At 61.4% G+C, this 22,083-nt stretch carries 19 protein-coding genes; 7 read left to right on the plus strand and 12 right to left on the minus strand.

Annotated elements, in window-relative coordinates; genetic code table 11:
* Window positions 1-5 precede the first annotated feature (5 nt).
* A complete protein-coding gene (locus L7A15_RS02090; RefSeq protein ID WP_237189592.1) occupies window positions 6-1,154 on the plus strand; it encodes a P-loop NTPase in 1,149 nt (382 codons plus the stop codon).
* A 97-nt stretch (window positions 1,155-1,251) separates the two neighbouring features.
* On the opposite strand, the gene L7A15_RS02095 is transcribed toward L7A15_RS02090, so the two are convergent.
* Window positions 1,252-1,617 carry a Sec-independent protein translocase TatB gene (locus tag L7A15_RS02095; protein ID WP_237208018.1) on the minus strand — a complete coding sequence of 122 codons (366 nt, stop codon included), beginning with the start codon at window positions 1,615-1,617 and terminating at the stop codon, window positions 1,252-1,254.
* A 106-nt stretch (window positions 1,618-1,723) separates the two neighbouring features.
* On the opposite strand from L7A15_RS02095, the gene L7A15_RS02100 reads away from it, so the two are divergent.
* Complete coding sequence (locus L7A15_RS02100) at window positions 1,724-2,371, plus strand: O-methyltransferase (protein WP_237189590.1); 648 nt, start codon at window positions 1,724-1,726, stop codon at window positions 2,369-2,371.
* 61 nt (window positions 2,372-2,432) lie between these two features.
* On the opposite strand, the gene L7A15_RS02105 is transcribed toward L7A15_RS02100, so the two are convergent.
* From L7A15_RS02105 to dapE, 4 genes are all read right to left on the minus strand, one after another.
* Complete coding sequence (locus L7A15_RS02105) at window positions 2,433-2,594, minus strand: DUF3117 domain-containing protein (protein ID WP_237189589.1); 162 nt, start codon at window positions 2,592-2,594, stop codon at window positions 2,433-2,435.
* A gap of 129 nt (window positions 2,595-2,723) precedes the next feature.
* A complete protein-coding gene (locus L7A15_RS02110) occupies window positions 2,724-3,998 on the minus strand; it encodes a hypothetical protein (RefSeq protein WP_237208019.1) in 1,275 nt (424 codons plus the stop codon).
* Between the two features lie 6 nt (window positions 3,999-4,004).
* Window positions 4,005-4,376 (minus strand): hypothetical protein, encoded by a 372-nt coding sequence (locus L7A15_RS02115; protein ID WP_237200331.1) that lies wholly within the window; start codon window positions 4,374-4,376, stop codon window positions 4,005-4,007.
* Between the two features lie 43 nt (window positions 4,377-4,419).
* Entirely contained in the window at window positions 4,420-5,568 is a 1,149-nt protein-coding gene (gene dapE / locus L7A15_RS02120; RefSeq protein WP_237208021.1) for a succinyl-diaminopimelate desuccinylase, read from the minus strand.
* Between the two features lie 50 nt (window positions 5,569-5,618).
* Here dapE and dapD point away from each other — a divergent pair, with 50 nt between their 5' ends.
* Window positions 5,619-6,584, plus strand: a complete 966-nt coding sequence (gene dapD / locus L7A15_RS02125) for a 2,3,4,5-tetrahydropyridine-2,6-dicarboxylate N-succinyltransferase (protein ID WP_237200432.1) — start codon at window positions 5,619-5,621, stop codon at window positions 6,582-6,584.
* 131 nt (window positions 6,585-6,715) lie between these two features.
* A complete protein-coding gene (gene galE / locus L7A15_RS02130; RefSeq protein WP_237189585.1) occupies window positions 6,716-7,729 on the plus strand; it encodes a UDP-glucose 4-epimerase GalE in 1,014 nt (337 codons plus the stop codon).
* A gap of 87 nt (window positions 7,730-7,816) precedes the next feature.
* Here the strand turns inward: galE and L7A15_RS02135 are convergent, their stop codons facing one another.
* The 4 genes from L7A15_RS02135 to L7A15_RS02150 form a co-directional block, all read right to left on the minus strand.
* Window positions 7,817-9,097 carry a citrate synthase gene (locus L7A15_RS02135; RefSeq protein WP_237189584.1) on the minus strand — a complete coding sequence of 427 codons (1,281 nt, stop codon included), beginning with the start codon at window positions 9,095-9,097 and terminating at the stop codon, window positions 7,817-7,819.
* Window positions 9,098-9,312: 215 nt separating this feature from the next.
* A complete protein-coding gene (gene dapC / locus L7A15_RS02140) occupies window positions 9,313-10,446 on the minus strand; it encodes a succinyldiaminopimelate transaminase (protein ID WP_237208022.1) in 1,134 nt (377 codons plus the stop codon).
* A gap of 271 nt (window positions 10,447-10,717) precedes the next feature.
* Window positions 10,718-11,038 carry a ferredoxin gene (fdxA, locus tag L7A15_RS02145; RefSeq protein ID WP_237189581.1) on the minus strand — a complete coding sequence of 107 codons (321 nt, stop codon included), beginning with the start codon at window positions 11,036-11,038 and terminating at the stop codon, window positions 10,718-10,720.
* Window positions 11,039-11,146: 108 nt separating this feature from the next.
* Window positions 11,147-12,442 carry a PIG-L family deacetylase gene (locus L7A15_RS02150; protein WP_237208023.1) on the minus strand — a complete coding sequence of 432 codons (1,296 nt, stop codon included), beginning with the start codon at window positions 12,440-12,442 and terminating at the stop codon, window positions 11,147-11,149.
* Window positions 12,443-12,612: 170 nt separating this feature from the next.
* On the opposite strand from L7A15_RS02150, the gene L7A15_RS02155 reads away from it, so the two are divergent.
* On the plus strand, window positions 12,613-14,226 hold the full coding sequence (locus L7A15_RS02155) for a GH25 family lysozyme (protein ID WP_237208024.1): 1,614 nt from the start codon (window positions 12,613-12,615) through the stop codon (window positions 14,224-14,226).
* 180 nt (window positions 14,227-14,406) lie between these two features.
* Here the strand turns inward: L7A15_RS02155 and typA are convergent, their stop codons facing one another.
* The gene (gene typA, locus L7A15_RS02160) at window positions 14,407-16,320 is read right to left on the minus strand and encodes a translational GTPase TypA (protein WP_237212261.1); all 1,914 of its coding nucleotides are present in this window, start codon (window positions 16,318-16,320) and stop codon (window positions 14,407-14,409) included.
* 324 nt (window positions 16,321-16,644) lie between these two features.
* Window positions 16,645-18,654: a BCCT family transporter gene (locus tag L7A15_RS02165; protein ID WP_237212262.1), complete on the minus strand. Its 2,010-nt coding sequence runs from the start codon at window positions 18,652-18,654 to the stop codon at window positions 16,645-16,647.
* 412 nt (window positions 18,655-19,066) lie between these two features.
* Here L7A15_RS02165 and pgi point away from each other — a divergent pair, with 412 nt between their 5' ends.
* Window positions 19,067-20,746 (plus strand): glucose-6-phosphate isomerase, encoded by a 1,680-nt coding sequence (gene pgi / locus L7A15_RS02170; RefSeq protein ID WP_237212263.1) that lies wholly within the window; start codon window positions 19,067-19,069, stop codon window positions 20,744-20,746.
* 176 nt (window positions 20,747-20,922) lie between these two features.
* Here pgi and L7A15_RS02175 read toward each other — a convergent pair whose 3' ends face one another.
* Window positions 20,923-21,600, minus strand: a complete 678-nt coding sequence (locus L7A15_RS02175) for a pyroglutamyl-peptidase I (RefSeq protein WP_237189325.1) — start codon at window positions 21,598-21,600, stop codon at window positions 20,923-20,925.
* Window positions 21,601-21,632: 32 nt separating this feature from the next.
* Here L7A15_RS02175 and L7A15_RS02180 point away from each other — a divergent pair, with 32 nt between their 5' ends.
* Window positions 21,633-22,070 carry a hypothetical protein gene (locus tag L7A15_RS02180; protein ID WP_237189324.1) on the plus strand — a complete coding sequence of 146 codons (438 nt, stop codon included), beginning with the start codon at window positions 21,633-21,635 and terminating at the stop codon, window positions 22,068-22,070.
* Window positions 22,071-22,083 lie beyond the last annotated feature (13 nt).

The following is a 22,083-nucleotide window of genomic DNA, read 5'->3' on the forward strand; positions in this document are numbered from 1 at the left end:
CTCACATGGCAGATACCCCGCAGGAGGCACCGGCCCTGCACCCTGAGCTAGCTACAGCTCTGGCTACCGTCATTGACCCAGAACTCCGCCAGCCCATCACCGAGCTTGGCATGGTTGAGCGGGCTGACCTGGTAGGTTCAACCGCCACCGTCAGTATTCTGCTCACCATTGAGGGCTGCCCCCTGCGCTCTACGATCGAGCAGGACGTCCGGGCTGCCGTCGGCACCCTGCCCCAGGTGGAGCAGGTAGAACTATCGGTCGGCTTCATGAACGCCGACCAGCGGGCCACCCTCAAGCAGAAACTCGGCCACACCCGGCAGAACCCCTTTACCCAGGACGGTTCCCTCACCCGGGTCTTTGCGGTGGCCTCCGGCAAGGGAGGGGTGGGTAAGTCCTCGGCCACGGCCAACCTTGCGGCGGCCTGTGCCTCAGCCGGGCTGAACGTGGGCATCATCGACGCGGATGTTCACGGCTTTTCCATTCCCGGCCTGCTCGGTATTACGGCTGGCCCCACCCGCATGGATGACATGATCCTACCCCCGGTAGTTGAGGCACCCAGCGGTGGCGGGGCGATTAAGGTCATTTCGATTGGTATGTTCGTCAAGCCGGACCAGCCGGTGGCCTGGCGTGGCCCAATGCTCCACCGGGCCCTGGAACAGTTTTTGACGGACGTCCATTTCGGCCAGCTCGATGTCCTCTTCCTGGATCTACCCCCGGGCACCGGGGATATTGCCATTTCTATGGCCCAGCTTCTGCCTCATGCTGAGATTCTGTTGGTCTCCACCCCCCAGCTGGCTGCCGTTGATGTTGCCCAGCGGGCCGGGACTCTGAGCCTTCAAACGGAGCAGAAGGTTGTGGGTATCTTGGAGAATATGGCTGCTATGGTCCTGCCCGACGGCAGTACCCTCCCCCTCTTTGGGGAGGGGGGCGGGGCTGTCCTCACCGAGTCCCTGTCTCAGGCGCTGGGGTATGAGGTGCCCCTGCTGGGGTCTGTGCCCCTGGAGGTGGCCCTGCGGGAGGGGGGCGACGCGGGCGTCCCGATTGTTTGGGGGGCACCGGACTCCCCTGCCGCCCGGGTTTTGAGTGAGGTGGCCTATCACCTCACCCACGCGCCGCGAGGCTTGGCTGGCAGGTCCCTTCCCTTCACCGTCTAGCCCCAGGTAGGTACCACTTAAAACGGAATGGACCATTTAAATCGGAAAAACCCACCACTCTGGTGGGTTTTTCCGATTTAAATGGTACCTACCTGGTTTAGGTGGCTTCAACGTCAAAGGGGGCCCAGGCCCCGTGCGGCAGGCGCTGGGTCACGGACGGCGCCGGCGCAGCACTTGCCTTAGCCTCCAGCTCAGCCCGGCGCTCCTCATCGTCCTCAGCGAAAGCCTCCCGCACAATCACACGGGGGTCATATTGACGAGGATCATACTGTTTCCAGTCAATGTCACCCAGGTCGGGGCCAAGGGTCTCTTTGAGGTCATCGCGGGCCTCAAAGGCCATGCGGCGGACCATCTTGATAAAATCCTTGAGCTGCTGGGCATATTCGGGCATGCGTTCGGGCCCGATGACAACAAACACCAGGATCAAAAGAACAATAAATTCGAGGCCGCTAATTCCAAGCACACCTAGAGATTACCAGGTGGGGCTGTCTGATACACACCGAAGATGCAAGGTTGAATAAGATATACCAAGAATCTCTGTTAATTCTCCTCAGTGAAGGGCACACGACATGAACCGAGCGGACCTCTCAAAGATCTGGGCTTTTACTGAAGGATTCGCTACCCCCTCCCCTCTGGAGGAGCTGGTACGGGAACAAGCCCAGATGCTAGGGGCCGGTCCGGTCTCTGCCTCGGTGGCTGATGCCCTAACGGTCTTTGCAGCTGCCAAGGCTCCTGCTCAAGTGGTCGACGTCGGCTGTGGGGGCGGGGTTGCTACCCTGGCCCTGCTCAAGGGTATGCCTGCTGGTGCTGCTCTCACAGCTATTGAGATTGACCCGACCCGCGCCCAGGCAACCCGCACAGCAATCGCCCAGGGTGGGTATTCGTCCTCCCACCGGACCCGAGTCATCACCGGTGATGCCCGGCAGGTCCTGCCCCATCTCTCTGACGCCGCCTACGACCTGGCCTTCGTCGATCTGGGTGACGAACTGGCGGAAGAAGCAACCTACCAGTGCCTCAATCTCCTGAAGCCCGGTGGGCTGCTCCTGGTCCACCAGCCGCTCGGGGCCGATGGGGCAGTGACCTCACCAGCCCGGAGGGACCCCACCACTGTCTCCCTGCGGCGGATGCTTACCGACATTGCCTCCTGCACCCAGGACGTGCATGTTTCCCTCATGCCCGTGGGGGCAGGTCTCTTCGCTGTGCAACGAATCCGCTAGGGGCACAGGGAAGACAAAATATCCCCACCTGTTCAGGTGACAGGTGGGGATCAACAAAGATTTAGAAGTTCTCGACGCAGGTTCGCAGGGCTTCGACCTCTTCTTCAGTGAGGTCAAGGACCAGGCGCCCGCCGCCCTCTACAGGGATTCGCATGACGATGCTGCGGCCTTCGCGCACAATTTCGAGGGGGCCGTCTCCGGTGCGAGGTTTTTGTGCTGCCATGAAAATCTCTCCTCTAAGCAGGGGTTAATCTAGTGGCGGTAGCGGGCCAGGTTGCCCGCACCTCTTCCATTAATCATAGTGCTTATCAGCTCTGCGGGGGCATAAACCCCGCAGGTTTCGTGCTGTTTTTTAGGGCGGGTAGTCGCCGCCGCCGGGGAGCTGCTTCCAGTGCCAGAGCCAGCCGACCCAGCCGAACTGGGTTGTTGCCCCTAGCCCCAGCAGGAGCCAGCGGTAGGCGGCTGAGGCTGAAATCCCGACCACCGGCAGGAGCAGGGGGAAGAGGGGCAGAAGCAGACGGAAGGTGGAGGACTGGGGGTTGAAGAAGACCAGCATGTAGATGGCGTAGGCGGCGCACCAGGTGATGAGGGCCGGGTGCAGCAGGCGGCGGGTGACAGGGGCAGCCAGGGCTAGGAAGTAGCCGGCCAGGAGCAGGGCCAGGACGAGGGGGCCCATGAAGGTGCCGAGGTAATGTTGGCTTTGGGTCAGCCAGGGCATAAAGGGGAGGACGTCTTCTCCCCCGGCCCGCCAGGCCGCCTCCGTGGCTGTGTAGGCGTCGATTCGTCCGGTAGCCCACCAGGCGTGGGCGGGGTGGATAAAGGCGAAGGCGCAGACGGCCAGGGCTGAGAGGAGCTGGCCTAACCGGGCACAAAAGGCGGGGAGGGCCCCGTCCGCTCGTGCCTGGGTGAGCCAGGAAATCAACCACCAAATCCCCACTGTTGCCCCGAGGGGGACGCCGACGGGACGGCTCAGGGCTGCTCCCAGGGCGGGCAGGAGCAGGAGCCCGTACCGGCCCTGGACAAGCAGGTAGAGGGCCCAGGAGAGGAAGAGCAGGCCCAGGGCCTCGGCGTACCCGGTTTGCAGGATGGGGGCGACAGCGCAGAAGCTGACTGCGGCCAGGCCCCAGAGGGCGGTGGTGGTTCGGGAGGTGGCGTCCTGGTCTGCCCGGGTGAGGGAGAGCTCGAAGAGCTTGTAGATGAACCAGGCTGCCCCGAACCCAGCCAGGAGGGAGAGGGTGGGGGCCAGTACCTGGAAGCTTCCCCCGGTGACGGCCATGGCTCCCCTGACCAGCAGGGGGTAGAGGGGGTAGAAGGCCCACTCGTTTTGGGCGACGTGCCCGGCTGCGTCGAGGGGGAGCTCGGACGGGTAGCCGGTGGTGGCGATTTTTTCGTACCAGTCGGTATCCCAGATGGTTACGAACTCCAGGTAGCTCATGGCTGAGTCTTTCCAGGGGCCAAAGGTTTGGTGGCGGCCTACGGTGGCGAAAATGGCCCAGCCCCAGATCCTACTGGCGGCATAGATCAGGGCAACCTTGGCCCAGAGGGGTAGGGCGGTAAAGCGGTGCCCGAGGGCCCGGCCCCCCTGGTAGAGGGTGAGGGATAGACGGTCAAGCGGTGAGGTCTGCATGAGGTCCTATCGTTTGGTCCGTCGGGTGGTGGGCTGGGGCGCGGACGCCGGGGCGTCAGGGCCGTTTGCCTGGGCGGCAGCGAGTTCTGCAGCGAGCCGCTTATTTTCGGCGCTTAGTTTGGCGATGACCCCGTCCACTTCTTCCCGTTTGTAGCCGAAAGCGGTGGTGGCGAAGGTGAGGGTGCTCAGTTCTTTCGCGTCGGGGTGGTCTGAGAGGATCAGCGGTGGGTCCCCGGCCGGGGGCAGGTCTATGCCGTCGGTGCTGACGTGGCGCAGGGCCCGGCGTCCGGGTATGAGGCGGTCGGTGGCAAGAATAGCGCAACCGGCCATGGTGCCGCTCAGCACGATGAAAGTAAGTACGACAAGAATGTAGTTCATGGGTTCTCGCTTGTGAAGGTGGGGCGAAGAGGTAGGGGGTGGGTTAGGACGCGGTCAGCCAGGTTTCCAAGGCAGTGTAGCAGGCGCGGACTTCAGAGGCCTTAACGTGTTCGTTGTCGGTGTGGGCCAGCAGGGCGTCGCCGGGGCCGAAGTTGACGGCGGGGATTCCGATTTCGCTGAAGCGAGCGACGTCCGTCCACCCGTACTTGGGTTTAGGTGCCTGCCCCACCGACTCAATGAGCGAGCGCGACATGGGCGCATCCAGGCCAGGGCGGGCGGCGGAGGAGCGGTCAACGAAATCAAGCTCGTAGCCGTCAAAAACCTCGTGCAGGTGGGCGATAGCCTCGTCCAGGGTCTTGTTGGGGGCAAAGCGGTAATTGATGTGGACGCCCGCCCGGTCAGGAATGACGTTACCGGCCACCCCGCCTGAGATTTGGACGGCGTTCAGGCCCTCGCGGTAGGCTAGGCCCTCCACCTCATAGGTTTGGGGCTGGTAGGCAGCCAGGCGGCCCAGGACGTCCGCCATCTTATGGATGGCGTTGACCCCCTTCCAGGCCCGGCCCGAGTGGGCGGCAATGCCGTCGGTGTGGATCCAGAATCGGATCGTACCGTTACATCCTCCCTCAATGGTGCCGTCGGTGGGTTCGAGCAGGACGGCGAAGGCCGCGTCGGTCAGCTTCTCGCGGTGGTTCCGCATGAGGCGGGCCAGGCCGGAAAGGTCAGCTGCAACCTCCTCGTTGTCGTAAAAAACATAGGTGATGTCATAGGCGGGATTTTTCAGGTGGGCAGCCAGGGCCAGCTGCACGGCCACCCCACCCTTCATGTCCACGGCCCCGCGCCCGTAGAGCACCCGCTCCCCTGCCTCATCCACCCAGGTAGCAGGCACCGTCCCCAGGGACCCCTCAGTACGGGGCAGGGGCACCGTATCTAGGTGACCAGCCAGCACAACCCGTGTATCCCGTCCCAGGTTGGTTCGGGCAATAATAGCGTCGCCGTCCCGGGTGATCTCCAAGCCGCCGATACCCTCCAGGGCCGCCTGCACGGCATCTGCTAGGCGCACCTCAGCACCCGACACAGAGTAAATATTGAGCAAATCAGCGGTCAGCTCTTCAACCGGCAGGGACAGATCAAGGACGGCCGGGCCCACCTGAGCGAACTCGGCAGCCTGGGCGAGGGTAGGGTTTTCAGTCATAGTTCCACCATACAAGCAGATGAGGCACTGTGCCCGCCTCATTCCGTAGACTGGTAGGCATGACTGAAAACAATACCCGCGTAGCATCCGGCCTGGGCCTGGCCACCGTCGTCGCCTCCGGCGACAACGAAGGCACCGTCCTGGACGTCTGGTACCCCGCCCCCACCCTCACAGACACCCCCGACAACTCAGTAGCCGCCGACCTCGAAGCCCTCGTTGAGGCAGATACGGACCGCAACGTCGTCCGCGAACTGGTCAACGTCACCATCAACCTCGACGAAGCCCCCGCCAACGCCGCCGACGCCTACCTGCGCCTGCACCTGCTTTCCCACACCCTGGTAGCCCCCAACACCATCAACCTCGATGGCCTCTTCGGGGCGCTCGCCAATGTCGCCTGGACCAACTTCGGCCCTGTGCTGGCCAGCGAGTTCAATACAGTCTCCCTGAAGCTGCGACGTCGTGGTGCCCTGGTCGTCACCCACGTTGATAAGTTCCCCCGCATGATTGACTACGTTGTTCCTGCCGGTGTGCGTATTGGCGACGCCGACCGCGTCCGCCTGGGTGCCCACCTGGCCGCCGGCACCACCGTCATGCACGAGGGCTTCGTCAACTTCAACGCCGGCACCCTCGGCGAATCCATGGTTGAGGGCCGTATCTCCCAGGGCGTTGTCATTGGCAACGGCACCGACATCGGCGGCGGCGCCTCCACCATGGGCACCCTCTCCGGCGGCGGCACCCAGCGTGTCTCCATCGGCGAGCGCTCCCTGCTGGGCGCAGAAGCCGGTATCGGCATTGCCCTAGGCGACGACTGCGTGGTTGAGGCTGGCCTGTACGTCACCGCTGGCTCCCGCGTGACCGTCCTCAGCCCCGGCGAAGAGCCCAAGGTCGTCAAGGCCCTGGAGCTCTCAGGGGTCAACAACCTGCTCTTCCGCCGCAACTCTGTCACCGGCGCCATCGAGGTCCTGCCCCGCGCCAACAACACCGTGGAGCTGAACTCAGAGCTGCACGCCAACTAGAGCAACCACCTCTTTCACACAGGCAAAATATCCATTGACTGTGTGTCCAGCCCCGCCACTACTTCTACCGGGTGGCGGGGCTGAGTGCAGGTAAGCTAGAAAAAACACCTATCACCTTCCGAGGGGAAAACATGAAAATTCTGGTTACCGGTGGCGCCGGTTACATCGGCTCCCACACCGTCCTACAGCTGCTTGAAGCAGGCCACGAGGTCACCGTTATGGACAACCTCTCCAACTCCTCCATGGAGTCCCTGGCCCGCGTTGAAGAACTCACCGGCAAGACCGTGGAGTTCCGCAAGGTTGACCTGCTCGACCTGCCCGAAATGAAGCAGCTCTTCAACCTGGTCAAGCCCGACGCCGTCATCCACTTCGCCGGCCTCAAGGCTGTGGGCGAATCCGCTGAAAAGCCCCTCTGGTACTACCAGACCAACGTCGCAGGCACCCTCAACCTGCTCTACGCCATGGAAGAAGCAGGCTGCCACTCCATCGTCTTCTCATCCTCAGCAACCGTCTACGGTGAGCCCGAGTCCATGCCACTGACCGAAAAAATCAACATGGATGCCCAGTCCTGCTACGGCCGCACCAAGGAACACATCGAGGACATGCTGGTTGACCTGGCAGCCTCAGATTCCAAGTGGAACATTGCCCTGCTGCGCTACTTCAACCCGGTCGGTGCCCACGAGTCAGGCCGTATCGGTGAGGACCCGGCTGGTATTCCCAACAACCTGGTCCCCTTTATCGCCCAGGTCGCTGTGGGCCGCCGTGAGCACCTGAATGTCTTCGGTAACGACTACCCCACTGTGGACGGCACCGGCGTGCGCGACTACATCCACGTCGTTGACCTGGCTGACGGCCACCTCAAGGCCCTGGACTACATCACCACCCACGGCGGCCTGCACACCTGGAACCTGGGCACCGGTAACGGCTACTCGGTGCTTGAGGTTCTGCACGCGTTTGAGAAGGCTGCGGGTAAGGAGCTGCCCTACAAGATTGTGGATCGCCGCCCCGGCGACGTCGCTGTCTCTTATGCTGATCCTTCTGCTGCCCTGGCTGATCTGGGCTGGTCTGCTACCCGTGACATTGACACCATGGTGCGCGACCACTGGAACTGGCAGAAGAATAACCCGAATGGATATGAGGCTTAAGCCGAATATCCCCTAAAGCCGAGCCCCGGCGTCCTGACCTTCTGAGAGGGTTAGGACGCCGGGGCTTAGTTTTTGCCGTTTGGCAGGTTATCGCTGGGGGTAGTGGCGTTCGTTTTCGCCGATGTAGACCTGACGGGGGCGGCCGATCTTGCGGTCGGGGTCCTGGACGCCTTCGGTCCATTGGGCGATCCAGCCGGGGAGGCGGCCCAGGGCGAAGAGGACGGTGAACATGTGTTCGGGGAAGCCCATGGCCTTGTAGATCAGGCCGGTGTAGAAGTCTACGTTGGGGTAGAGCTTACGTTCGATGAAGTAGTCGTCGTTGAGGGCCTTTTCTTCGAGGCGCATGGCGATGTCGAAGAGTTCTGAGTTGCCACCGATGGATTCGAGGATTTCGTCGGCGGTCTTCTTGACGATGCGGGCACGCGGGTCGTAGTTCTTGTAGACGCGGTGGCCGAAGCCCATGAGGCGAACGCCGTCTTCCTTGCGCTTGACCTTTTCCATGAATTCTTCGGGGGTGAGGCCCTGCTGCTGGATCTGGTTGAGCATTTTCAGGACGGCCTCGTTGGCGCCGCCGTGCAGGGGGCCGTAGAGGGCGTTGATGCCAGCTGAGACGGAGGCGAACATGTTGGCGTTGGAGGAGCCGACCAGGCGCACGGTTGAGGTTGAGCAGTTCTGCTCGTGGTCTGCGTGGAGTAGCAGCAGGAGGTCAAGGGCCTTGGCGTGCAGGGGGTTGACTTCGTATTCCTCGGTGGGGAATCCGAAGCACATGCGGAGGAAGTTCTCGGTGTAGTTGAGCTCGTTCTTGGGGTAGATGGACGGCTCGCCCTTGGACTTCTTGTAGGCATAGGCGGCTAGGGTGGGCACCTTGGAGAGCAGGCGGAAGGTGGAGACTTCTACCTGGCGGGGGTCGAAGGGGTCGAGGGAGTCGGGGTAGAAGGTTGACATGGCTGAGACGCTCGAAGCGAGCACTGCCATGGGGTGGGCGTCGCGGGGGAAGCCTCGGAAGAAGAACTTGAAGTCCTCATGCACCATGGTGTGGCGGCGAATCATGAGGTCGAATTCTTCAAGCTGGTCGGGGGTGGGGAGTTCCCCGTAGATGAGGAGGTAGGCGACCTCAATGAAGCTGGATTTTTCGGCCAGTTCTTCGATGGGGTAGCCCCGGTAACGCAGGATGCCGGCGTCGCCATCAATGTAGGTAATGGCTGACTTGGCGTTTGCTGTGTTCATGAAGCCGGGGTCGTAGGCTACCTTGCCGGTTTCTTTGAGCATGCCAGCAACATCGAAGGCACCATTACCTTCGGTTGCTTCCACTGCAGGCAGGGGCAGTTCTTTGCCGTCATAGCTCAGCAGGGCCTTGTTCTCTGTCATTGTGTTCCTCCATGTCTTACGAGGCTACGCGCTTCGTATCGCGTGGTGTGATGCTGTGGGTGTTGGGTGCCCGTCAGTGTGGGAGGACACCCAACACACGCACGCAGGTCATGTTATGCACCACATTACAGGAGTTGATGTGCGAGGTCACATCAGGTTTCATTAGGTGGCCTACATTACGGCATGTAGCGCCTCTTATTTGACAGGGGTGCTTTTTATTGTGCGGTCAGGCGCTGGGCGGCTGCTGCAATGTCGGCGTCTGATCCTGTCAGGGCGATTCGGACGTAGCCGTGTCCGGCTTCCCCGTAGAAGACGCCGGGGCCGATGATGATTCCCTTCTCGGCGAAGCGTTGCACGGTTGCCCAGGTGTCTTCCCCGGCGGTTGCCCAGAGGTAGAGGCCTGCTTCTGAGTTTTCGACGGTGAGGCCGAAGGCCTGTAGGGCGGGCAGGAGGATTTCGCGGCGGGCCCGGTAGAGGTCTTTTTGTGCTTCGACGTGGGCGTCGTCCTGTAGGGCTGCGGTCATGGCTACCTGGACGGGGGCGGGCACGATCATGCCAGCGTGCTTACGGGAGTTGACCAGGTTGGCCATGATGGTGGGGTCGCCGGCGAGGAAGGCTCCCCGGTAGCCTGCGAAGTTTGACTGTTTTGAGAGAGAGTAGGCGGCTAGCACCAGGTCTTGGGTGTTTCCGCAGACTCGGGGATCGAGGATGGAGGGTACGGCCTGGCCGCCGCGTTGGACGTCCCATTCCCCCCAGCCGAGTTCGGCGTAACATTCGTCGGAGGCGACGACGGCACCCAGGGCGCGGGCGTCGTCCACGATCTTTTTGAGCTCGTTAACATCGCGCACAATGCCGGTGGGGTTGGCTGGTGAGTTAACCCAGACGAGGCGGACGCGGTCTCGGGTGGCATCGTCGAGTTCGTCCAGGGTGTCAGCGGCGATGGGTGTGGCCCCGGCGAGTTGGGCGCCGATGTCATAGGTGGGGTAGGCGACGGTGGGGCGGACAACGATGTCCCCCTCCCCCAGGCCGAGGAGGAAGGGCAACCAGGCTACGAGTTCTTTTGAGCCGATGGTGGGCATGACCTGGTCGACGGTGAGGTTTGGGACGCCGCGGCGGCGGGCGAACCAGTCTACGATGGCTTGACGCAGGGTGATGGTGCCGTGGGTGGTGGGGTAGCCGTGGGCGTCGGTAGCACCCGCGAGGGCTTCCCGGATGACGGTTGGGGTGGGGTCGACGGGGGTGCCGATGGAGAGGTTGACGACGCCGTCGGGGTGTTGTTCTGCGATGGCCCGGTAGGGGGCCATGGTGTCCCAGGGGTAGTCGGGCAGGTTGAGGCCGTATTCGCGCATGGTTCGCTTTCTCTTGTGATGATGTTTGTTTTCTAGTGTAAGCCTTTGAATATAACTAAAGGAGCGAGTATCTCACGAGATACTCGCTCCTTGTGCCTGGAATGTTGGCTAGTTTTAGTCCTGGTTTTGCGGGGGCAGGGCTGCGATCATGGGGGCGTCCTTGGCGATTTTGCCCAGGCGGGCAGCGCCGCCAGGATGGAGGGAAAAATTCCGAGCGCGCGAGGAAAATAATTTTTCCCGGAATGGGCTCACCAGGCGGCCCTGCGCTCTTCTACTGGTTTTGCGGGGGCAGGGCTGCGATCATGGGGGCGTCCTTGGCGATTTTGCCCAGGCGGGCAGCGCCGCCAGGTGAGCCCAGGTCGTCAAAGAACTCTGCGTTGGCTGCTGTGTAGTCTTCCCATTCTTCGGGGACGTCGTCTTCGTAGTAGATGGCTTCGACGGGGCAGACGGGTTCGCAGGCGCCGCAGTCGACGCATTCGTCGGGGTGGATGTAGAGGGAGCGTTCGCCTTCGTAGATGCAGTCGACGGGGCATTCTTCGACGCAGGCGCGGTCTTTTACGTCGACGCAGGGTTGGGCGATGATGTAGGTCATGGTTGCCTTTCTGGTGGGGCGCTCCGTTGCGTGGTGGATGGGGGTTAGCTGTGGTCTAGTTTATCTGTTTCGCCGGGTGGGGGTGGATTTTTGTGATTGAGGGAATAGTTATGCTTTGGTGCGGTGGTAGCGGGTGGCGCTGATGATGGCGAGGGTTGCGGCGGTGAGGGTGCCGAGCCCCCAGATGGTGCCTGCTATTCCGATGGGGTTGATGGGGTTGAGGTAGACGAGCATGGAGCTTGTTTTGGCGGTGGCGAAGAGTCCTGTGAGGAGGAAGGCGCTTGTTCCGACGAGGGCTGCTGCCCAGTTTTTTTGGGTGTGGATGGCTGCCCAGGTTGAGGCGAAGTAGATGGTGAGGGTTGCGATGAGTGCGCCCCAGGGGATCCAGAAGGTGCCGAGGTAGAGGATGTGGGCGTGGTACATGGTTCCGGCGAAGCCTGCGATGAGGCCGAGGGCGATGGAGGTGATGATGGTGTTGGTTGTGCCGGGGGCCTGGTGGGTGGGTTCTGGTGTGGTTGGTGTTTTTGTTTGGGGGGTGTGGCCGGGTTTGGCCCAGAGGAGTCGGTAGGTTTCGGTGGGGCTGATGGGTTGGCTTACTTTGTTGGAGTATTCGAAGGTGGTGTCGCTGGTGATGGTGATTTGGGTGGCGTGGGCTCGCATGGCTTCGCGTTTGCGGGCGAGGTTGCCGGTGATGACGGCTTGGGGGCGCTGGTCTGTGGGGTTGGGGTCTCCTTCGATGCCCCAGACGAGGCTGGGGGTGTAGGGGGTGCCTTCGAGCATGCGGATTGCGGCGAGGGTTGCTTCGTGGGTTCGTTTGTGGTCGGGGTGGCCGTAGCCGCCGTCGGCGTCGTAGGTGACGACGATGTCGGGGTGGGTTTCTCGGATGACGGCTGCGATGGCTTCGGCTTGGGGGGTGATGGGTAGGCGGGTGAGGGAGTCTTCGGGTGAGGCGGGGTTGGCGGTGGCGCGTCCGTCCTTGCCCCAGGCCATGCCGGAGTCGCGGTAGTGGGTGCGTTCGCCGGGGAGGGCGCTGGGGCCTTGGCCGAGGTAGGTGTTGTGGTGGATTCCGAGGGCTTTGATGGCGGCGGTGAGTTCTGTGGTTCGGAGGTGGCCGAGGGCGTCGCCGTGGTCTGTGGTTCCGGGGTGGTTGTGTTCGAGGTGTTTGAGGGCGGGGTCGATGACTTCTCCGAGTTCACCGCGGGTCATGGTGAGGAGGTGGAGGGTGGCTCCTTGGTCGGCGAGTGCCCCGATGGTTGCCCCGGTTGAGGACGATTCGTCGTCGGGGTGGGCGTGGACAAAGAGGACGGTGGCGTCGTGGGGGGTGAGTCCTGCTGGCAGCAGGGTGGTGGCGGCGTGGGGGTCGGTGTGTTGCCCTGGGGTGGGGTAATAAGGGGTGGTTTCCATGTCTTCTTTGCTGGAGTTGCGGTGAACGGTAGGGTGGGGTTCGAGCGTCATTTTATCTGCTGATACTTGGGTTTAGCTGGGTTTTGCGGATAGTTTATGATGATGAGCGGTCCATCACATATTTATAGAGGAGTCTTACCGGGTTTTCCGGTGGGGCGTTTAAGGGTTTTATGAGTACTCAGTTTGGGTGGAAGGCCGGGGTTTTGACTGCCCTGGTTGTCTTGTCGTGTAGTTTTTTGTCACCGGTTCCGGCTACTGCGGTGGAGGGCGAGTCGTCGCCTGCTGCTGGTGTGGCTTCTGTCCGTCCTTCCCCTGAGGGGCAGATTCCTTATGGTGAGGCGAAGATGGGTGCTGGCGCCTATGAGGTTCTTGAGGACGGTTCTGTTTCGTCTTTTGGCCGTGCTGCAGCGAATCCTGTGCCGACTTTGCCGGGTGGTTTGGGCGTGTACGGGATGGACGTGTCGAGTCATCAGAAGACTGTTGACTGGAGTCAGAACTATGCGGATGGTTCCCGGTTTGCCATTGTTAAGGCTACTGAGTCGAATTGGTATGTGAATCCTCGGCAGAAGGAGCAGTATGACGGCGCAGGTAGCGTCGGTATGCTGCGCGGGGTGTATCATTTCGCGGTGCCGTCTGATAGTTCTGGTGCTGAGCAGGCCCGGTATTTTGTGGCGAACAGTCAGAAGTGGACCCAGGATGGTAAGACCCTGCCGGGCATGCTTGATCTTGAGTGGAATCCTTATCTGAGTGACGGCGATATTTGTTTTGATATGACCCCGGCCCAGCTGACTGCCTGGGCTAAGGAATTTGCGGCGACCTACCGTCAGCTGACTGGCCGTTACCCTCTGCTGTATACAGCAACTGGTTGGGTTAATAGCTGCCTGAATGGTTCCTTAACTGAGCTGTCTTTTATGCCGCTTCATCTGGCCCGTTACCAGCCGACTGTTGGCCCTATGCCTGTGGGCTACAGTACCTATGATCTGTGGCAGTTTAGTGATTCTGGGCCTTATGCTGGGGACTCTAACGTTTTTAACGGCACCATGGATGATCTCAAACGTCTGGCCCTGAACCCGCGCTACCGCCCCCTTGGTGCTACATCCAGTACAGCTACCCGGGGTCTTTACACTTTGAAGGGCGGTATCGGCGGTTTCTACCTTCAGAACTATCGCGCCTTGAAGCAGCCCCTGACCAATGAGTACGGGGTTCAGCTCGGGGGCGTGGCCCAGGCCTTCGATAACGGTTACCACGTCTACTGGCACCCGGGCACCGGCGCCCACTCAATCTACTGGAGGGGCGCTATCGGGGATCGTTTTGCCCAGACCGGCTATGAAACCGGGTGGGGCTTCCCCCTGACCGAGGACCGCCCGATGTCTTACGGCGCTGAACAGATCTTCCGTCACCCCAGCGGCAAGAACACCGCTGTTTACTGGTCAAATTACACTGGCCTTCACACTATGGTGGCCTGGGGTGGTATTGATGGTCACTGGAATAAGAACACTGCCCGCTATGGTTTCCCCATTACCGATGAAGTAGCGGTTGGTTCTGGGGCAGTGGTTCGTTTTGAGAAGGGTGAGTCCCTGTACTGGGCCCCGAACACTGGTACCACTGCGGTTGTAACCGGTGGTGCCCTGCGTGATGCCTGGGTACGGGCCGGTTACCACCAGCAGCTGGGCTTCCCCATCCATGATGAGCGCCGGGAGGCCGATGGCAACATGCACCTCCGCCTGAGCTCTGGAGCCCATTTTGTCTGGAACGAGCGGCAGGGCACCCGCCGCCTCAAGTAGGGTTCCCTGAGCCAAGCTATAGCCGGACGGACCTGCCTCAAGGGAGGCGGGGCCGTCCGGCTCTTCTTTACCCAACTTTGGACCAGGAACAAGCCACCTGGCCTTGAAACAAAAAGTCTCGGCCCCACCCCCAAGCTGGGGTGGGGCCGAGACTTGCTATGTAGCCCTGAGGGCTAGGGCTTAGGCCTTGGCGCGGCGGCGGGCTTCACGCACGCGCTCATTGGAATCCAGGATGACCTTGCGGATACGGATGGCTTCGGGGGTGACCTCAACACATTCGTCCTCGCGGGCCCATTCCAGGGACTCTTCCAGGGTGAGCTTCTTGGGAGGGGTCATGTTTTCGAAGTTATCAGCGGTTGAAGAGCGCATGTTGGTGAGCTTCTTCTCGCGGGTGATGTTGACTTCCATGTCGTCGGCGCGGGAGTTTTCGCCGATGATCATGCCCTCATAGACCTCTGAGGTGGGTTCAACGAAGATGGTGCCACGTTCCTGCAGGCCGATGATGGCGTAGGGGGTGACGACGCCCGCGCGGTCAGAGATCATGGAGCCGTTGGAGCGGTAGTCGATGTCGCCAGCCCAGGGCTCGTAACCGGTGGAGTAGGACGAGGAGATACCGGCACCGCGGGTTTCGGTAAGGAACTTGGTGCGGAAGCCGATCAGGCCGCGGGCGGGTACGGCAAATTCCATGCGGACCCAGCCGGTGCCGTTGTTGGCCATGTTTTCCATGCGGCCCTTGCGAGCTGCCATGAGCTGGGTCACGGCGCCCAGGAATTCTTCGGGCACATCAATAATCATGTGCTCCATGGGCTCGTGAACCTTGCCGTCGATGGTCTTGGTAACAACCTGGGGCTTGCCGACGGTCAGCTCGAAGCCTTCGCGGCGCATCTGCTCAACTAGGATTGCCAGGGCGAGTTCGCCTCGGCCCTGGACTTCCCAGGCGTCAGGACGCTCGGTGGGAAGAACCTTGAGGGAGACGTTACCGATCAGTTCCTTGTCGAGGCGGTCCTTGACCTGGCGGGCGGTCACCTTAGCGCCCTTGACCTTACCGGCCAGGGGTGAGGTGTTGATACCGATGGTCATGGAGATAGCCGGGTCGTCCACCTTAATCAGGGGCAGGGGCTTGGGGTTTTCAGGGTCGGTGAGGGTTTCACCGATAGTGATGTCTTCGATACCGGCAACAGCGACGATTTCGCCGGGGCCAGCAGACTCGGCGGGAACGCGCTCCAGGGCCTTGGTAGCCAGCAGTTCGGAGATACGGACGTTCTTGGTTTCGCCGTCCTGACGTACCCAGGCAACGGTCTGGCCCTTCTTGAGGGTGCCGTTAAAGATACGCAGCAGAGCCAGGCGGCCCAGGAAGGGGGAAGAGTCCAGGTTGGTCACGTGAGCCTGCAGGACCTCGTTGGGGTCATAGGTGGGGGCAGGGACGTGCTCCAGGATGGTCTTGAAGAGGGGTTCAAGATTGTCGTTGTCAGGCAGGGAGCCGTCTGCGGGCTGGTTCAAGGAGGCAGCACCAGCCTTGCCGGAAGCGTAGACAACAGGGACGTTGAGCAGGGCGTCGACGTCCAGGTCGGGTACCTCATCGGCCAGGTCGCCGGCCAGGCCCAGGAGCAGGTCCATGGATTCGCCCACGACCTCGTCGATGCGGGCGTCGGGTCGGTCAACCTTGTTGACGACCAGGATAACGGGGAGCTTAGCGGCCAGGGCCTTGCGGAGGACGAAGCGGGTCTGGGGCAGGGGACCTTCGGATGAGTCAACAAGCAGAACGACACCGTCAACCATGGACAGGCCGCGTTCAACCTCGCCACCGAAGTCTGCGTGGCCGGGGGTGTCGATGACGTTAATGGTGATTTCTTCGCCATTGGCGGAGGGGCCGGAATAGAACACGGTGGTGTTCTTGGCCAGAATGGTAATGCCCTTTTCCTTTTCAAGGTCACCGGAGTCCATGACGCGGTCTTCGACGTCAGCGTGGGCCGAGAAGGCGTTGGTCTGCTTGAGCATCGCGTCAACGATGGTGGTCTTGCCGTGGTCAACGTGGGCTACGATTGCTACGTTTCGCAGATCGCTGCGTGAGGCGGTCTTCTGAGTTTCAGACATGCGGAAAGTTTCTCGCTTAACTGTTGGGGATAAGGACGCCGGTGCGCGGCTTACCTGCCGAATGTTCGGCATCTGCGCACAGGGCTTTCGCTTCGATTATACCGGCAGCCCCCAAATGAGCTGCTATCTTGTGCGCCACACTAGAGGCCGCTCTCCCCCCTCCCCCATCCACCTGCGCCCTGGTTCCCTACCAAGCTGCTCAGGAACCTACCGGTCCTCGCCGAAAGGGCGGCCCCCGCGTCCCTAGCTTTTGATAGGGGGCGGGGGCCGGAGTTAGGCTCAAGGGCCGGGTGCGGCACCGGGCGGAATCACCTGACTGTGGGGTTAGGCGTCCTTGTCGGTGCTGGTTTTGTGGTTGGGGGTGATGATGGGCAGGGACCCGGTGGCTGTGCGGATCTGCTCAATGGCGGCGGTGTTGGCTGAAACCTGCAGGGAGACCTCATCAACAGCCTTTTCTACGGCTTCTTCCACCTTGGCTTCAACGGCGCTTTCCACCGCCGAGTCAACGGCTTCTTCTACCTTGGCTTCTACGGCCTTGTCGACGACTTCGCCCAGGGCGGCTTCAAGGTGGGTATCGAGGCGCTCTTCGAGGTGTTCGCCAACGGCGGCCCCTACGGCTGCGCTGACGCGGTCTTCGACCCCTTCGTCCATCATCTTGTTGACCCGGTTTTCAACATGGGAGGCAACCGAGGCGTGGATTTCCTGGCGGGCGCTGCGGCGCTGGGCACGCACGAAGAGGCGGTGTTCAACACTCAGGGCCTTGTAGAGGGAGAGGCACATGAGCAGGATAACCACGGAGAAGGGCAGGGCGGTAAGAATGGCGACGGTCTGGATGGCTGAGAGCGATTCAGTCCCGCCGATGACGATGAGGGAAATAGCGGTTGCGGCTGCCACCAGCACCCAGAAGACCCTGATCCAGGTCTTGGGTTCGGGGGACCCGTTGGTGGAGAGCATACCGAGCACCAGGGCCCCGGAGTCTGCTGAGGTCACAAAGAAGACCGTAATCAGGATGACTGCCCCCAAGGTGAGCACGGCTCCGCCGGGGAGGTTGTGGAACATCTGGAAGAGGGCGTTTTCAGCTGATACGCTACCGTCTTCGCTGACCAGGCTGGCGCCTGTGCCAAAGAGTTCCTGGTGTAGGGCGGTACCGCCCAGCACAGAGAACCAGAAGAAGGAGGTCAGGGCAGGTACCAGCAGGACGCCGGTGACGAACTCCCGCACGGAACGTCCCTTAGAGACACGGGCAATGAACATGCCGACGAAGGGCGACCAGGAGATCCACCAGCCCCAGTAGAAGGTGGTCCAGGCTGCCTGGAACTGCTCCCCGTCCACCCCATAGAGGGCCAGGGTTTCAAAAGTCATGGCGACGACGTTTTGCAGGTAGTTGCCAATGGAGCCTACAAAGTTGCGGAAGAGGAAGAGGGTGGGGCCAGCCAGCAGGACGAAGATGCAGAGGATCGCAGCAAGGGCCAGGTTGCCGTTGGAAAGCCATTTCATGCCTTTTTCCAGGCCGGTGACGACCGAGAAAAGGGTGATGCCCATGAGCACCACGATGATGCCGACCAGCCAGGTATTCCCCTGGGCAGGGATGTTCATATAGCCCAGGCCTGCGGCAATCTGCATGACGCCCAGACCCAGGGAGGTAGCAACGCCAAAAAGGGTGCCGACGAGGGCGACAACGTCAATGATGTCACCTGCTGCCCCCTTGACCCGGTCGCCCAGCAGGGGCTTGAGGGAGTAGCGGATAGACAGGGGCAGTTTGAGGCGGTGGGTGGCATAGGCAATGGCCAGACCCACAATGACGTAGATAGCCCAGGGATGCAGACCCCAGTGCAGGAAGGACTGGCTCATGGCGGCTTGGGCTATTTGCTCGCTGGTTCCGTTGCCGACGCCGGGGCGGGGATCAACGTAATGCATGAGGGGTTCGGTGGCCCCGTAGAAGACCAGGCCGATGCCCATACCGGCGGCAAAGAGGAAGGCAAACCAGGTCATAAAGGGGTAGGCGGGTTCGTCGTCGTCCTCACCCAGTTTGATATCGCCCATGCGGGAGAAGCCCAGGTAGAGGGCAAAAATAACGAAGAAGGCGACGATGGCGACGTAGTACCAGCCAAAGTAGTTGATGACGTCGGCCTGCAGGGCGTCGAAGAGGGCCTTGGTTTTGGTGGGAAAGGCCAGGGTCAGCCCGATGAAGATTGCCATGATGACGGCGGCGGGGATGAAGACTTTGGGGGCTAGGTTGCCTTCGCGCATGTTGGCTTTGGTTGCCCGGTCGATATCTCCCTTTCTCAGGTCGGGCCCGGTGCCGGGCGGAGTCAGGGTTTTGCTTTTGTTCATGGAAATACCTCTAGTTTCTGAGTCTTCTTCGTGTTTTGTATTCGACCACGTATGTGGGCAGGACGATTTCTGCGGCAGTTGTTTTGAACCGTCGCGCCTTCCGTCGAGGCAGGTGCTGGGGCTGGTACCTAGCGGATCTGGGCCGTGTCGCATGACGACCAGGGCGCACGAGTAACCAGGGCAGCACCTGCCTGCCTTAAACCAATAATAACACCACTGATTATCAGCATGGATATTTTCCCTACCCCGGCCATCCCAGTCCACCCCCACCCGTCCAGCTCCTATCTCCCCACCAAGACCCCACAAGAAAAGCCGAAAAACCATATCCATCACACCCAAAGCAGAACCAAAACCAACCAAACAGCCATAAAATAGGTAAAGGAAAACCACTCCCGAGAGGAAGGCAGAGCCCATGTCTCGCCCCGCCATCACCGACCCCACCACCACCGCAGCCTGGAACAAGCTCACCGACCACAAGGCCGCCCTCACCCCCGATCTTCGCGCCTGGTTCGCAGCAGATCCGGCCCGCGCCGACAAGCTCACCTTCTCAGCAGCTGACCTCTACGTCGATCTCTCCAAGAACCTCATCACCGATGAGACCCTGGCCCTGCTGACTCAGCTGGCTGACGAGGTTAACCTCGAAGAGCGCCGGGCCGCCATGTTTACCGGCGAACACATCAACGTCACCGAAGACCGCGCCGTCCTGCACACCGCCCTGCGCCGCCCCGCAGGCATGGAACCCAAGCTCGTCGTTGACGGCCAGGACATCGACACCGACGTCCACGAGGTCCTCGCTAAGATTTATGACTTTGCCGACCGCGTCCGCTCCGGTGAATGGGTAGGTATCACCGGCAAGCGTATCGAAACCGTTGTCAACATCGGCATTGGCGGCTCCGATCTGGGTCCCGTCATGGTCTATGAGGCCCTGAAGCCCTACGCCCAGCCCGGCCTGACTGCCCGTTTTATCTCCAACATCGACCCCACCGACGCTGCCGAGACAGTCAAGGATCTGGATCCCGAGACCACCCTCTTCATCGTCGCTTCCAAGACCTTTGGCACCCTAGAAACCCTCACCAACGCCCGCGTCTGCCGTGACTGGTTGCTAACCTCTCTGCGCGAGGCCGGTGCCCTGGAAGGTAAGGACGACAAGGAAGCCGTTGCCGCCCACTTCGTCGCCGTCTCCACCGCCCTGGATAAGGTCGAAGCCTTCGGTATCAACCCCGAGAACGCTTTTGGCTTCTGGAACTGGGTGGGCGGGCGCTACTCCGTCGATTCTGCTATCGGCACCCCCCTGGCCATTGTGCTCGGCCCCGATGTCTTCGAGCAGTTCCTGGCAGGCTTCCACGCCATGGACGAGCACTTCCGCACCGCTCCCCTGGCCCAGAACGTCCCTGCCCTCATGGGTCTGCTGAACATCTGGAACGTCAACTTCCTCGGTGCTGAAACCCACGCCGTCCTCCCCTACGACCAGTACCTGCACCGCTTCCCCGCCTACCTGCAGCAGCTGACCATGGAGTCCAACGGCAAGTCCGTTCGTGCGGACGGCAAGCCCGTCACCACCGCCACCGGTGAAGTCTTCTGGGGTGAGCCCGGCACCAACGGCCAGCACGCCTTCTACCAGCTCATCCACCAGGGCACCCGCCTGATTCCCGCCGACTTCATCGCCTTCGCCAACCCGGTTCACGCAACCCGCGACGGCGAGCAGGACGTCCACGAGCTCTTCCTGGCCAACTTCTTCGCCCAGACCAAGGCCCTGGCCTTCGGCAAGACCGCCGACGAGGTCCGCGCTGAGGGCACCGCCGAAGAGATCGTCTCAGCCCGCGTCTTCTCAGGTAACCGCCCCACCACCTCCATCATGGCCGCCCAGCTGACCCCTGCCGTCCTGGGCCAGCTCATCGCCCTCTACGAACACATCACCTTCGTCCAGGGCATTGTCTGGGGTATTGACTCCTTCGACCAGTGGGGTGTTGAACTCGGCAAGCAGCTGGCCCTGCAGCTTGCCCCCGCCGTGGGCGGCGACCGCGAGGTTCTTGCTCAGCAGGATTCCTCAACCCAGGGCCTGATTGGTTTCTACCTGGAGAATCGCAACTAGTATCGCTTCAGCTGGACGCCCCTTGGCCGACTAACCTTCTTGGTCTCGCCCTGGAGGGCTCGCCCAATTCATGCCAGCCCCAGCCAGTCGGCTGCAGGGGCGTCCAGCCTTCGCCCAGGCAAACATGCCAACTAGCATAAGGCCCCGGTAACTTCGTGAGTTACCGGGGTCTTGCGTTAAAGCTGGGCAAGTGTAGTAAGAACGGCCTGTTCGATTATTTCGATGACCTGAGCCTCGGGCAGGGTGGGCATGTCCTCCCCTTCCACTCCCCCGGTATCCGCGCTGGCTGTGACGGACGGACGTTCGGGCCCGGCCCCTGCCGCCCCGTCGGCGTCGGGGTGGGTGAGGGGGATATGGATAAAACCGGCAGGGATGGTACCTGCCGTTGCGTGCATGAGCTCGTAGAAGACATGGTTGCACACGTAAGTGCCAGCGGTATAGGAGAGTTCAATGGGCAGGCCCTGGGCAGCTAACCGATCAAAAATCTCCCGGGTGGGCAGGGTGGAAAAGTAGGCTGCTGGGCCCCCTTCCTGAATTGCCTCATCCATAAGCTGGGCCCCGGCATTATCCGGAATCCTGGCCGAATCGAGGTTGATAGCAACCCGCTCCAGGCTGACCTTGTCACGCCCGGCAGCAACCCCCAAGCTCACAGCAAGATCCGGCTGCACGTCCCTGAGGGCCTGGCCAAGGGCCCTACTCGATCCAACGAACTCAACCGGTAGCTCCCGGACGTCAACGGTGAGGTGCGGGGCTGAGATGGCCAGAGCCGAGCGGACGCCCTCAGCCACGGCCTGGGAAGGATTGACAGGCACTCCGGGAAAGGGGCCAAAACAGGTGAGAAGTAGGGTCGGCATGGTTAGCACTATCCTTCTGTATTCTTAAGGTTATGTCTCACAACAAGCCTACTCGTTTGCAAAAGACTCCGGTGCTGACTGAAGATACTCCCGAGGCCCTGGCCTTCGGTGGCTTTGACGATGATGAGCAAGCCCAGTTGGAGCACCGGGCCCCTGCAGTTCCCGAGAACGTAGGCTTCTGGCGGGCCGTCCGCCTCTTCTACCGCCACTACTGGAACAGCCAGGGTGGGGCGTCGGCTAGCGAATTTTGGTTGGCCCTGATTTGGGTAGTGGCAGGAACTGTGATCTATGTGGGTGTGACCATCTGGCTCAATTACCTCACCCTGGCCGAAGACGCCGAATCCCTGCTCAGGACCCTCTTCATGTTCCTGGTCATTACCAATCCGCTCTGGATCGCCATGAATATCGGCCCCACCCTCACCCTGATCAAGCGCCGCCGTAACCAGCTGAGGGCTGACAGGAAATCATAGACGGTACAAGCAT

Source organism: Rothia nasimurium, from assembly GCF_928391935.1.
GTDB classification, from domain to species: Bacteria; Actinomycetota; Actinomycetes; order Actinomycetales; family Micrococcaceae; genus Rothia; species Rothia nasimurium_D.